The sequence below is a fragment of the Microbacterium sp. LWO13-1.2 genome, assembly GCF_038397725.1.
In the GTDB taxonomy this organism is placed as follows: Bacteria; Actinomycetota; Actinomycetes; order Actinomycetales; family Microbacteriaceae; genus Microbacterium.
In genome coordinates, this window is the sequence record NZ_CP151634.1 from 2,517,617 (window position 1) to 2,529,620 (window position 12,004).

15 protein-coding genes are annotated in these 12,004 nt (G+C 63.8%); 9 read left to right on the forward strand and 6 right to left on the reverse strand.

What is annotated here, in order from left to right:
• Positions 1-188: 188 nt before the first annotated feature.
• From MRBLWO13_RS11875 to MRBLWO13_RS11895, 5 genes are all read left to right on the forward strand, one after another.
• Positions 189-554, forward strand: a complete 366-nt coding sequence (locus MRBLWO13_RS11875; protein ID WP_341974205.1) for a hypothetical protein — start codon at positions 189-191, stop codon at positions 552-554.
• Positions 551-946 (forward strand): hypothetical protein, encoded by a 396-nt coding sequence (locus MRBLWO13_RS11880; protein ID WP_341974206.1) that lies wholly within the window; start codon positions 551-553, stop codon positions 944-946. The genes MRBLWO13_RS11875 and MRBLWO13_RS11880 overlap by 4 nt, the downstream gene beginning before the upstream one ends.
• Entirely contained in the window at positions 943-1,314 is a 372-nt protein-coding gene (locus MRBLWO13_RS11885) for a hypothetical protein (protein WP_341974207.1), read from the forward strand. Before MRBLWO13_RS11880 ends, MRBLWO13_RS11885 begins: the two co-directional genes overlap by 4 nt.
• Before the next feature lie 22 nt (positions 1,315-1,336).
• The gene (locus MRBLWO13_RS11890; RefSeq protein ID WP_341974208.1) at positions 1,337-2,314 is read left to right on the forward strand and encodes a hypothetical protein; all 978 of its coding nucleotides are present in this window, start codon (positions 1,337-1,339) and stop codon (positions 2,312-2,314) included.
• Between the two features lie 353 nt (positions 2,315-2,667).
• Positions 2,668-2,841: a hypothetical protein gene (locus tag MRBLWO13_RS11895; RefSeq protein ID WP_341974209.1), complete on the forward strand. Its 174-nt coding sequence runs from the start codon at positions 2,668-2,670 to the stop codon at positions 2,839-2,841.
• Here the strand turns inward: MRBLWO13_RS11895 and MRBLWO13_RS11900 are convergent.
• On the reverse strand, positions 2,838-3,098 hold the full coding sequence (locus MRBLWO13_RS11900; RefSeq protein ID WP_341974210.1) for a hypothetical protein: 261 nt from the start codon (positions 3,096-3,098) through the stop codon (positions 2,838-2,840). The two genes, MRBLWO13_RS11895 and MRBLWO13_RS11900, sit on opposite strands and share 4 nt — an antisense overlap.
• Positions 3,099-3,527: 429 nt before the next feature.
• Here MRBLWO13_RS11900 and MRBLWO13_RS11905 point away from each other — a divergent pair, with 429 nt between their 5' ends.
• Positions 3,528-4,211, forward strand: coding sequence for a hypothetical protein (locus tag MRBLWO13_RS11905; protein ID WP_341974211.1), 684 nt, complete (start codon positions 3,528-3,530; stop codon positions 4,209-4,211).
• Positions 4,211-4,435 (forward strand): hypothetical protein, encoded by a 225-nt coding sequence (locus tag MRBLWO13_RS11910; RefSeq protein ID WP_341974212.1) that lies wholly within the window; start codon positions 4,211-4,213, stop codon positions 4,433-4,435. Before MRBLWO13_RS11905 ends, MRBLWO13_RS11910 begins: the two co-directional genes overlap by 1 nt.
• A gap of 115 nt (positions 4,436-4,550) precedes the next feature.
• Here the strand turns inward: MRBLWO13_RS11910 and MRBLWO13_RS11915 are convergent, their stop codons facing one another.
• Both MRBLWO13_RS11915 and MRBLWO13_RS11920 read right to left on the reverse strand, forming a co-directional pair.
• Positions 4,551-5,303, reverse strand: coding sequence for a recombinase family protein (locus MRBLWO13_RS11915; protein ID WP_341974213.1), 753 nt, complete (start codon positions 5,301-5,303; stop codon positions 4,551-4,553).
• Positions 5,304-5,881: 578 nt separating this feature from the next.
• A complete protein-coding gene (locus MRBLWO13_RS11920) occupies positions 5,882-6,538 on the reverse strand; it encodes an SLATT domain-containing protein (protein WP_341974214.1) in 657 nt (218 codons plus the stop codon).
• A gap of 204 nt (positions 6,539-6,742) precedes the next feature.
• On the opposite strand from MRBLWO13_RS11920, the gene MRBLWO13_RS11925 reads away from it, so the two are divergent.
• Positions 6,743-7,084, forward strand: coding sequence for a hypothetical protein (locus MRBLWO13_RS11925; protein ID WP_341974215.1), 342 nt, complete (start codon positions 6,743-6,745; stop codon positions 7,082-7,084).
• 184 nt (positions 7,085-7,268) lie between these two features.
• Here the strand turns inward: MRBLWO13_RS11925 and MRBLWO13_RS11930 are convergent, their stop codons facing one another.
• Complete coding sequence (locus tag MRBLWO13_RS11930) at positions 7,269-8,309, reverse strand: DUF4917 family protein (protein WP_341974216.1); 1,041 nt, start codon at positions 8,307-8,309, stop codon at positions 7,269-7,271.
• A 72-nt stretch (positions 8,310-8,381) separates the two neighbouring features.
• On the opposite strand from MRBLWO13_RS11930, the gene MRBLWO13_RS11935 reads away from it, so the two are divergent.
• Positions 8,382-9,653 carry a hypothetical protein gene (locus MRBLWO13_RS11935; RefSeq protein ID WP_341974217.1) on the forward strand — a complete coding sequence of 424 codons (1,272 nt, stop codon included), beginning with the start codon at positions 8,382-8,384 and terminating at the stop codon, positions 9,651-9,653.
• A 484-nt stretch (positions 9,654-10,137) separates the two neighbouring features.
• Here the strand turns inward: MRBLWO13_RS11935 and MRBLWO13_RS11940 are convergent, their stop codons facing one another.
• Both MRBLWO13_RS11940 and MRBLWO13_RS11945 read right to left on the reverse strand, forming a co-directional pair.
• On the reverse strand, positions 10,138-10,701 hold the full coding sequence (locus MRBLWO13_RS11940; RefSeq protein WP_341974218.1) for an NUDIX domain-containing protein: 564 nt from the start codon (positions 10,699-10,701) through the stop codon (positions 10,138-10,140).
• Entirely contained in the window at positions 10,698-11,945 is a 1,248-nt protein-coding gene (locus tag MRBLWO13_RS11945; RefSeq protein WP_341978370.1) for an MFS transporter, read from the reverse strand. The genes MRBLWO13_RS11940 and MRBLWO13_RS11945 overlap by 4 nt, the downstream gene beginning before the upstream one ends.
• Between the last annotated feature and the right edge of the window lie 59 nt (positions 11,946-12,004).

Genomic DNA, 12,004 nt, shown 5'->3' on the forward strand with positions numbered 1-12,004 from the left:
CATTCTATCATGAAAGCAAATCTATGATTTTGGAAAGCACGACAAGGTGCGGAAGATGCCGCTCTTTAAGCGTCGCGGAGGAGAGATCACGACTGAAGGTGGCGTAGTACGCTTGCGATCAGGGTCATGTGCCACGACCCGACGATGCTGCTGGCGGTAGGGCCGAGCCTGATTGAACAGGTTCGCTCATGCCCACGAACGCCGCCCCTCCCTCCATCTCTCAGCCCGTGCTGCCGTCGATCGCTCGCGACGACAGCACGCCGGTCGCCTCGGCCTGGCATCCCGGGCGACCCCGGTCCGTCGCGCGTGGGGATCAGGGTGCGCCCACGCGCGGCGGGCACTCTCCCCGCCCCGAACCGAGCCACGAGCAGGTGCACTACGGAATCCGCCGCACGGCAATGGTTCCCGCGATCATCACCGTTCCATGCCCGATCCATGACGCCGCAGTCGGTGAGCCCTGCTTCCGCCTCGGTGAAGGCGGCGCACGCGGCGTCTGCGGTGATCGCATCGAGTTCTGCGCCGAGCGCATCAAGGCAAGGATCGCTCAGCGATGAGCACCCCGGCAGACCTCCGCGCCCGTCTGGTGAGCAGCCAGCAGGCCGCGAGCGCCGTGCCGATCGTCGGCCTCCTCGGAACCCCGCCTGCCGGTACGCCAGTCGGATACTCAGCATGGGCGGTGGGCGCTCTCTTCGGCGACCGGCACATCGTGATCCTTCCGACCCTCAGCCACGACGCGCCCGCCGTCGTTCTGGATCGCGTCGTCGCTCGCGTCCTCGCGACCGCCACCGGGTGCTGCCCGCTCTGCGGGCGCGCGGCGGGCGTGGACGTGCTGACGCCCGGAGTCGTGGACGTGCGCCACGACGAGGGGTGCCCCGCGACCTTCGACGCCAGCGACTCGCGATGGTTCCCGGTCTTGCAGACGAGTCCAGAGGAGGGCGACCGATGACCAGGAAGTACGCGCCGCGAGTCATTCCGGCATCACACGGCGTCACCGAGCGCGCCGACCGCCACCGCGAGAAGCAACGCCCAGATCCCGCACCTGAGAGCACACCCGCGCCGGCCGCGTGGGAGGCGAAGCCTGAGCCCGAGTCGGCGCCGCTTCCGAAGTACGGGCGCGTGCCCCGAGGGCTGCAGCCGCCCGCGCCGACCTACACGTCGCCCGCACTCGGCATGTTCGACGAGGCGCTGCGACGAACCTCGGACCCCCAGGTGAAGCGCCGCCTCCGCGCAGAGCAGCGAACGATGAGCGCGCAGATCGCGCGTGAGATCGCCGACCTCCCGCCGGGTGCCGACCCGAGCGCCTACGGCTACTGACCTTCGAGCGATAGGACCGATCATGAATCCCGACACCATCACCGCGCCCGCTAGTTGGGCCTCGTTCCCTTCGGGCACGCTTCCGTGTGCAAGCTGCGGCATCCCCGCGCGCGACAGCATCGACGCTGAGGTCGAGGTCCTACAGGTCTTCGGTCGCAGCGGCAGCGCGGGCTACGTGCCGCCGCGGCACGATCTCCTCGTGACGCGCTGCGATCAGTGCCGCATGATCCGTCAGACGGCGCTCGATTTGCTGAGCGCGAACCCCTCAGTGCGCCAGCGGATCGGCGCGGCCGAAATCGCTGTGCACCGCCTCGAGTCGGCTCTGTGTGCCCTCGATGCTGTCGGTACGACAGAACCGCGAGCCGTTGACCACCTGACCGCAACCGGCGCTGACCTCGTTCGGCTAATGGACGCGCTCACCGTGCCCGGCGGCCATGCCCGATGGGCCGCGCTCGCGCGCTCTGCGAGCTTTGTTAAGGCCCCCTCCACGCCGCCGTCCCGGGCTCGCTGGTCTCACCTGACCCCCGAACAGCGCCAGGAGCTGCGGAACACGGCAGCGCGGCTCCTGGCGCGCCGCACCGAGAAGCCCGTGGATGTCCTCGCTCCCTCGGACGACGGTGGCCCCTCGGGATGCATGCTCTGTGGCGTCGGCGCAGTCGAGGCGCTCCGAGAAGACGCGGAGAGCGTCTGGACCCTGATGAGCGCGGACTCCGCGAGCATCGGCGGCCCCGGTCGGGCCGACTCCCTCGACGGCGTGGTTTGCCCTCGGTGCGATCTCGCGATCGACCAGGCCCACGGCGTCGGGATCTCCGCGATGACGCTCAGCGTAAGGTCGTTCCTCGGTCTGCCGTCATACCTTCGGTCGCTCGACAACATCGACGGCCTGATCGGCTGGGCGGCGCTCCCCTCTGGCACAGCGCCGAACCGCAGGCCGTGGGCTCATCTCGATCTTGGAGAGCTTCGAGAGGCCGCGGAAGCGCTGATCGGGCGTGCCGCGTAGCACTCGATCCACCCAAGTCCTCACGGCCCCGGAGACCTCCCCTCATCCGGGGCCGTGATGCACCTGTGCCACACCACCTGCGAGACCGCGAGCGAGGCGCTGGTGACGTGTGAATGGCAAGAGGTCCAGGGGGCGTCGGAACGGGGAAGATCAGAAAAATCCCTGGTCAGAAATATGTCAAAATCTTGGTTTTGAGATCAGCCAGCCGTTCGTCGATGCGTCCCTGCCGGATGGTTCCCGGTTGCACGTCGCCATCGCCGATGTCGTGCGGGGCTCCTGGGCCGTGAACACGGACAATAACTATCCGCACGGCATCCGTGTAGCCTCGCGCGCTACTGACATACGCTGATCGGATGGGTGATCTCGACGGCGTGCAGCCTCACTGTCCGCACTGCGGGACGGTGATGATCGACGACCGCCGTGGGTTCTGGTGCGAGAACTGCCAGCACCTAGAGGACCACTCCGCGGAGTTCGACGCCGTTGTGCTGCCAACCGAGTTCGACGGCCCGAGCATCCAGGGCGGCTAGTCGTAAGCGCGGTGCACGTGCCAGCCGTCTTCGCCCTTGTAGACGTCAAAGACGAGGGATAGGTCGGCGTCGTCGGTCCCTTGGAACCGCCAGCCGTACATGCCGTGGCTGTGCTCCAGCGGAACCGACCAAACGGAGTGACGCAGCCGCGTCGGAGTGTCAGTGACGCGCCACCGCTTCCCCGCGTAGACCATGCGGGACGGGATGTCGTTGACCAGCCATAGGGTTACGGCTTGTTCTATAGATGTCACGCTCATGGGTTAAGAGGATAGAACATATGTTCTATTCTTGCTACCCTGGGATTGGCCGGAGGAAGGACGAACCGGCGATGGGAACACCGAGCGAACGACTGCAGATCGCGTACGACCGAAGGTCTCAATGGCGGTCGATACTCGCGGCGGCGCAGCGCGGCCCGCTGCAGTCCCTCACAGACCGCGAGCTTGCGCTGAGCGAGCAGCCAGTCTCCGTTCGCCCTGTAACGCAGCCTCGCTGATGGGGCGAACCCCCTGCCTAGTGTCATGTCCGCGCTGAGATCGTTGTCGGCACCGCGCCTCTCAGCCGTGTCCCCCAAAGAGGGGACATCGCTATCCCACTGAAATGTGTACGGTGAAAAACAATGTGACGAATGGCGCAGTATCTCAGTTCAGCCGAACGTCACTTCATTCATTGAGACTAGGAGTGAACATATGTCAAAGATGCGACGCAAACTCTCGTTCGGTGCCGGAGCGGCAACAGCGATTCTGCTGGTCAGCTCTTGGACCGCACCGGCTGTACTAGCCGATACAACACCGCCAGATACTACCGACGAGTACGGCACCTCGGAGCAGTCCATGGTCGACGTCTGGACGGAGTACGAAGTTCCAGCCGAGACGCAGGCCTCTCTCCTGGACAAGCTCGACCAGGGAACGCCCCTCGACTCCATGACCGGAGCAGATCCTGCCTCGACAGAGACTCACTCCGAAGGCTCCAAGCAGGTGACGGTTTCTCGTTTCGCTGACGGGTCCATCTCGATCACCTCGCTCGCGCCTTCCGACACGTCCATGACGATGAGCGTTAGCGGCTGCGCGGTCGACGCCACCACCTATGCGCAGGACTGCAGAGTTCATGGTTGGCTCGGCCCTGTCGAGTTGGCGTTCCGGACGTCTTACACGAAGAGAGATCGGCAGGCTAGCGTCTACAACTGGGGGCAGAAAGAGTGGGGTTGCGGACCAGGCACCTGCTCGGTGCCGGAGTTCGAGCTGATCCGGCAGTACCAGTCCGGCGATCTCCCCGCGCAGCTCAACCTGGTGACGAACTACAACTTCGGAGGCGCCAACACAAGCGTCACGCTTAAGTTGTTCGTCAAGGATCGCTCCGCCTGGACTCCGTGATGAGTACCGGGCTTTCCCCCTTGCACACGCTGCTGATCATCGCATTCGCAGCGGTGACGGTGGTACTGGCGGTGCTGGCGCTCGTACGAGTCGCTCGCCTCGGTGAAGGACTGACTCTTCGGGTTGTCTTCTGGGTTGTAATCACGCTCATCGTTCCGGTAATCGGAGCCCTTGCAGTGCTCTCTGCAGTCCCGCGGGCGAAGGCGACATCCGAGCAGGATTAGTTTTCGAAGCCACCTGAATAGCCCCGCGCCTGGACAATCAGGCGCGGGGCTTTACAGGTGATCTCTCCATCCAGACGGCTCAGCTCAGCCGTCACCACGGCCTTATCCACACCCTTCACGAACAGCCTCTGTGTGCCTCCTGGCGCTCCTTCTGAGCCTCCACCAGCTCAGCCTCAATAGCGCGCACCCGGTCGACGTCTGCGGTCTTTACGGTGCCCCAGCGCGCGCTGTGCTTGGCCTCGAAATAGAGAGCCATCATGACGCGGTGTTCTGCCCAGTGCTTGGCGATTGCCACGTGTCGCTCACCCTCGACGGTCTGCGTCCTCTCGGTTGACACAGCGCATGCGCAATACTCCTTGCGCGGTAGCATCCTGCCTCCACACACTCCGCACTTCATGACGCCGGAGAGCCAGCTCTTGACCAGCGGGCGCCCGGTAGGGGAGGACTGTAGTTCCAACTTGAGGCGGATCTCTTCCAGCTCGGCGCGGGAGACAATCGGCTCAATCTGAGACTCAACCTCCAGCGGCTCCCCAAGCTGCTCCACCACTCCGGCATTGCGCCACCTCCTCAGCACCTTCTTGACGGAGCCACCGGTCCACGGCTTGCCGGTAGGGCCGAAGAGGCTGGATGTGTTCCAGCCCTTCTGGAGCGAGGAGATAGAGCCTCCCGAGAGCACGTGCTGGACGCCCTCGCGGATCGCGTCAGCCTCCACCGGCTCCAGCTCCAGGCCTCCGGTCTTCCATCCGTACGGACGTCGGCCAGAGATCGGCTTGCCCTCCTCCAGCCGTTGACGGTGAGCGGCCTTCACGCGCTGGCCTTTCAAGTCAGACTCCTGTGCCGACACTGCGACCTTGATCCTCAAGAACATGACGCCATTGGGGGCGCGAAGGTCAACGGTGCCCAAACACGGTGCGTGCGTTGAGCGCGGCCTTCTCGTTCAGGGTGATGATCCGCTCACCGTCGACAGGCTTCGAATGAGGCGGTCCAGGTCCCAGGCCAGAAGGGTGTCAAAGTCTCCACGTCCGGCACGCTCCATCATGCGCTCAAACTCGGGACGCGTCCGGCGCGAGTAGCGGGAGGCGGAGATGTCGTTGTCCTCAAAGATCTCGATGACGTTGAGGCCTGACCTTGAGGCCAGCTCCAGCGCCTCCTTCTTTTGGCGCGAGACCCCCGCCCAAGCTTCTCGGAGTCCCGGCTGATGCGGAGGTAGAGCGCGGTGCGTGACATACCCATAAATGTTCCATGCTCTTCGCGATATACCCATGCTTGTCATCCTGCGACTCGGCATCGGCTGAGTCGCTGATGAAAGGATCCCTCATGACAACACTCCGACGCTGGTGGCGCGCCTGGGGACGCCGTGCAGTCGATCGCGTTCCTGACCTCTGCGAAGATGAGCGTGCTGACGTGCCCGGCTGGGCTGTGGTTGCCAATCACATATGACGACTTTTAGAGACCGAGGAGCCATTTGACTGCTGGAGTCAGGAGCAGCAACAAGGCCGTGCTGCCGAGGACCGGAAGGAAGGTGAAGATGTTGCTTCCGAGTACTATCAGCTTCCTTTTGTAGAACCCCATGACCGACAGTTGATCGGCGGGATCGACGATAGATGGTTTATCCCGTTTGATCTCGCCGGGGAACGCCTTGAAGAAGTCGGCAGGGCTGTGGTTATCGGTGTCGTCCAGGACAGACTGGTAATCGCGGTCGATCTCGTCCGCACGATCGTTTCGTCCATGCGTATCCGTTAGCGAACGGCTTGCAAGATCGGACGCCACCCACAGCTTCTGAAGGCTTCGGTATGCGTGAAAGAACTTCTCTGCCTGTACCTGGAACTGCGCGCTTGTAACGAGGACGGAAACCACGAGAGTCACGATTCCGAGAACCACCATCAAGGCCGAACCACGCTCACCGTACACAGATGGTGCAGTGAGCGATACGACTGCCACCGATGTGCCCGTGAGCGATGCGACGACCAGGGCAAAGTTCCAGTAGTTACCTCGCTTTTGATGACGCCGCGCTGTTTCCACACGCGACTTGTAAGTTCGTTGGATGCGCCTGCTGAGGGCCGACAGGGCATCCTGCGTGTGAGATTCGGGTTCTTCGCGCATGAGTGAAATCTAGGGCATGCATAGGGCTTATGCGCGGTCCCGCAATCCAGTGAGGAAAGCGATGGCGCGAGCGGTGAACTTGCGAGGGGTATCGTTCCCGTCTGGGCTGTAGTTGTGATTCACGCATGACAAGTCGTGGATCCCGTTGATGCAGTCCACACCCGGCGGTGCTCCGGGACGCGCTGTGTGTACTAGCCTGCGGCCATGACAACAGAGTCTGAGTCCACTTGGCCGACAACTATCCACAAGGCTGCGGAGGCGACGGCGCGGGATGCGCTCCGAACGGACGACCCGGTGCGGCTGCATCGCGCCGCCGCGATGCTCGACGCAATCGCTTACGGCATTGAGGATGCGGAAACACAGCCGCCGACTGAGAAGGACATAGCCACCGCATTCGCTCAGAGGCGGGGCCTGTATCTGGATGAGGAGGATGGGCGGTTCTCTCTGATCGACATAAGTGCACGAGAGGAAATTGTCGGCCCGGACGCGAGCTTGGCTGACGTGCTTGCATACCTCGACCTAGATGACGCCAGTTCTGCCGACTGAGCCAAAGCAGAAGCGGAGTACCGCCGCGCTTTCTGCGCCTGCACGTCAACTCACGAGAGACAGCCGTTCGTTCTTCTCGGGTTGGGGGAGGAATCCTCGCTTTTAGCGACGGAGACCTGGTCACCCGACCCCGCATGCGGTACTAGGAACGCGTGTGCTGTCGTTGCAAAGCACACGTGACCGATCAGTCCCGCCATACCCTTGCGCTGTCGGAATCGTAGAATCTCACTCGCAGGGCCTCACCGCCCACGGTACGGCGGTGGCTCCTCATCTCCTTTGCGCGTTCGATCAAGCGGCGGTTGTCGGGCGAAGCGGGGTCTCCATGCACGGCGACATAGATCGCGCTGACACGACTGGAATCCGATTCGATCAGTTCGAGGATGTGATCGTCGTTGGGGTTCATCGATACCCCGTGAATGAAAAGCGCGCCCTCGGTTGCGGCAAAGCGGCGCAGCCCGAACCGGAGATAACCACTTCGCTCGATACGAGCTTCCTTCTCCGGGCGGGACCCCTCCGTAACCACCAAAGGATAGTTGTCGTCATCGAGTCGCGATCGCAACTCGCCTACGAGTGAACCGTGGTCACGGTATGAGAGCTTCTCAAGTTTCTTGCCCCTGATGAAGAGGTGAAGCGCCCCATGCAGAAAGAACACCCGCTGCCGTCCCTGGGTTGGCTTGGACTTCCAAATCAGGGCGCTTCGATCGTTCCATGCGGGCCACTCGAACCCGTCTCGCATATGCACGAAGGGGCCAACCCCGGTGCGTGTGACAACCCAGTACAGAAGGAGGTCGTAGCTGAGCGTGTAGAACTGTCGGAAATTTGACAAGAACGTGCGGGCGTGAAGGACCTCCTCGTCGCTTAGTCCTTGGGCATTCACTGGATGACGGTTTGCCAGAACGTCAGCTAGACCGTTTCTTACGACAACGGCGTCGGTCGCCATCCTCGCCGCAAGCTCCCGGTCGCCGTCGTACAGCGCGAGCAGCCTTGATGAGGCGTTGAGCTTGTCAATGACTGCCTCAAAGTTGCTCGATTTGAGCGCGTCGAACAGAGCGGGCTTTGTGACCGACAGTCCGGAAAGTTCGGCTTCGTCCGCGAGAGATTCGTAACTGAAGATCGCCGGGTCGTAGCCGATGCTGAAACCATTGCCGAGCAGGATTGAGCGGTGGTTACTCTTCCGCCGCGCGTCGAGCAAGGCTTCGTCAAAAGTCAGTATCCGGGGCGGCATGGCGTGAGCCTATCGCGGCGCCAACCGGCGTCTGCCGGTGACGTGAGCCAGGATCGACTTAGGAGGGACCAAATGCCACGACCAACGAAGCCCGGCAGGGGCGACATCGATCCGCCCCCGAGTGCCGGCTACCCGAGCGCGTATGACATCCCTGAGTACAAGCAGATGCGTGAGCAGGTGACGGCGATGAGTCTGATCTTGATACTTAAGCCATCCATGAGGGCAGACTTCAAGAAGCTGAAGGAGGAGTTCGAACGCATCGTCGGCACGGTCGAACGGTATTACCAACTTGTAGGCGAGCGGCACTGGGTTTTTCACGGTTCGCTCAAGCTTGATCCATTGGTCGAGGCGGTCAGCACCGGTGACCCCGACGCGGTTGAGAATGCCGTCATCGCTCAGTACCAGGACCCAGAACGCATGAGGTTCGCCATGATGCGAGCCAAGAACGTTCCGGAGATGCGCGCGAGGTCCGACCTGCTCGATGCGGCGCTACGCGACTACCTCGACGGACGCTACTACGCCGCAGTGCTCGTGCTTCTAGCGGTCATGGACGGGTTCGTGAACGACGTTGGTAACCAGCGACGAGGACTGCACACACGGGACGGTGAAGAGCTTGTCGCCTGGAACTCCATGACCGCTCATCACCAAGGGCTGGCCGCGACCCAGAAGTCGTTTACCAAAAGCTTCAACAAAACCAGCACTGAACCGGTGTACGAGTTGTACCGGAACGGAATCATGCACGGCAACCTGACGAACTTCGACAACGTCGTCGTCGCTTCGAAGGCATGGAACCGCTTGTTCGCCCTCATCGACTGGGCGCAAGCTATCGAACAGGCGAAGAAGCCAGAAGACCCCAAGCCGACCCTTCGCGAGTCTCTGGCGAAGCTGGCGGACACTGCCGCCGACCGCAAGAAGATGGATGCGTGGAAGCCGCGTGCATGGGATGTGAGCACCGACGGCCTAGACACAGTGATGGCTGAGCCGGTCGTTGAGGCCACCGTTGCGATGCTCGATGCGTGGCTGGCGACGAACTACGGGCGGCTTGCCCCGTACCTACACGAGTTCATGAAGCCGAAGTCTCGAACCGCGTTCATTGGGGAGGTCCGGTTACGCTTCGAGAGACAACCTCTAGATGGCTATGACGTGCGAAGCGTCGATGTTCGCGGTCCTGCCCTTGCTCACGTGACCGTTGGACTCACAGTTGGCGGCGAGGTGCAGGAGTCGGAGTTGCGCTGGGTGTACGTCGATGCCGACAAGCGCTCGCGCCTGGAGGGTGATCCGCGCGGAACATGGCTCATCATTCAGACTGACCCGGTCAGCATCGTGGGGCGTACCTGGGACTAGAGCCCCTCCCCGGTCCTTCGTGACGCAAGCCAGGGCGGCATAGATGGCGCACGTATGTGGGAACGTCGGGGCATATCTCGATGTCGCACGATGTGCCCCCATAGGCCGCGGCGTTGCGCGCGATTGTAAGGAAGGAGATGAACACTCCTGACGCCCTCGCCGCCCTCCGCTCCCTCGACCTCCCTGCACTCCGCAGACAGCACCCGCAGAGCTCGCCGGAGCAGACGGTTTCACCCTCGTCTTTCTGGCGCGAGCGTCGCGGCCGAGCTGACCGACGAGCGCCTGCACGAACAGGCTTCAGCCCTCCTCACCACGCGGCCGGGCGACGCAACCCTGGTCGAGGCGACTTCACCGGACGGCCTCCGCACACGTCATCATCACGTCAGCCTCGCACCCGCCACTGTTCTCGCCCTTCGTTCCCGACGGCATCCGGTTGGAAGCCAACGCGACCACCCGTACGGCGCTCCGGTGAGCCTGAGCGAGTTCAGGCGCGGCCGCGCACCCGGGTGAGCAGCGCGTCGATGCGCCGCTGAACGCCGTTCGCGAGCTCGGCGGGCAGTGCATCCACCGGCCACCAGCGCACATCCTCTGATTCATCACTCACGGTGATCTCGGCATCCCGGTCGACGATCACGGCGATCCCGACATCGAGGTGGGAGGCGCAGCGTCCGAAACTCGCAGAAAGGGCGTGGTGGTCGAGATCGTAGGCGAGCGGTCCGTCGTCTCGCGCGTCGAGCCGGAGGCCGGTCTCCTCGCGAAGTTCACGCAGGGCCGCCGCCTCGATCGATTCGTCTCCCTCCTCGAGATGACCGCCCGGCTGCACCCAGAACTGTCCCTTCGCATGGAAGACGAGCAGCGTGTCGCGGAGAGTCGGATCGAGCACGACGCAGGATGCCGTGGCGTGATCCGGCCCGGACTCCCGCCACATCGGTGATTCTCCGTGCACGAAGAAGGAAGCGAAGTCTTCCTGGGCGGCGCGCTCGGCGTCGTCACGCGGGGAGAAGTTGCGAACCAGGTTCGACATGCTCCGGGTCACCGCGTCGCTCATTCAGAACTCCCCTCGGAATCGGTGCGCTTCGCCCGCGGCACGAACCGCGGGATCCAGCGCAGGAACCCTGCCGCGCCGAGGAGGCCGATCGCGCCCATGACACCCGCGGCGACCGAGAGCGATGCGACGGCGATGATCCCGGAGACCAGCAGCGGGGCGATCGCGCCACCGGCATCCGTCAGCGTCCGCCACGAGCCGAGGAACGCCGCCGGCTCCCGCTTCGGAGCGACATCGGCGCCGAGCGTGAGCAGGATGCCGCTCGAGAGCCCGTTGCCCACGCCGAGCACCGCGGCGAGCATGCCGAACCACAGCACCGCCGAATCCCCGTCGTGCGTGAACGACAGGGCGAGGAATCCGGCCCCCATCACGAGCATCGCCGGCATCGCGGCCCACAGCCTGCCGAACCGGTCCATCACCTGCCCGCTTGCGTAGAAGAGGGCGAAGTCGATGGCGCCGGAGACGCCGACCACCAGGGCGATCGTCGATGCGTCGAGTCCTAACGACAGACCCCACAGTGGCAGCACCACCTGCCGTGCCGAGCGCACCGCCGACAGGGATGCGGCGGCGAGGCCCAGCCGGCTGAGCACTGCACGCTGCTGCCACATCGTGCGGAAGATGCCCGCACGCTCGATGGTCGGGATCGAGCCGCTCACCGCCTCTCCGGAGTCCTCGGTCAGGTGCGAGGGGCCAGCCTGCCGCGTCGGCGGATTCGTCTTCTCCGGGTCGGGGCCGAGGAGCACCAGCAGCACCATGGCGATCAGGCAGACCATGAAGAACCAGATCGCCGCGCTTTCGCTCCCGAAGAGCTGCAGAAGTCCCGCGGCCACGAACGGGCCGATGAAGATGCCGAGCCGGAAGCTTCCGCCCAGCAGAGAGAGGGCACGCGCGCGGACTTCGAGCGGCACCCGCGTGGTCATGAAGGCGTGTCGAGCGAGCCCGAACGCGGCGGCGCACAGCCCGAGCAGGAAGACGGATGCCGCCAGCACGCCGAGGGAAGGGGCGAACGCCATCCCCACGCCGGCGATGATCGCGATCACGCCCGCGATCACCATCGTCATGCGCTCGCCGATCCGTGCCACCGCCCAGCCGGCGGGCAGATTGCCGCAGAGCTGGCCGATGACGAGTGCCGAGGCGACGAGGGCGGCGAACGCGACATCGGCTCCCATGCCGACGGCGATCACCGGGATCAACGGGATCACCGCGCCCTCGCCCAGGGCGAAAAGGATGGTGGGCAGGTACACCATCGGCCCGAAATCTCTCAGGACCGTCGATGCGCTGCTCACGCCTTCACGTTACCCCGCGG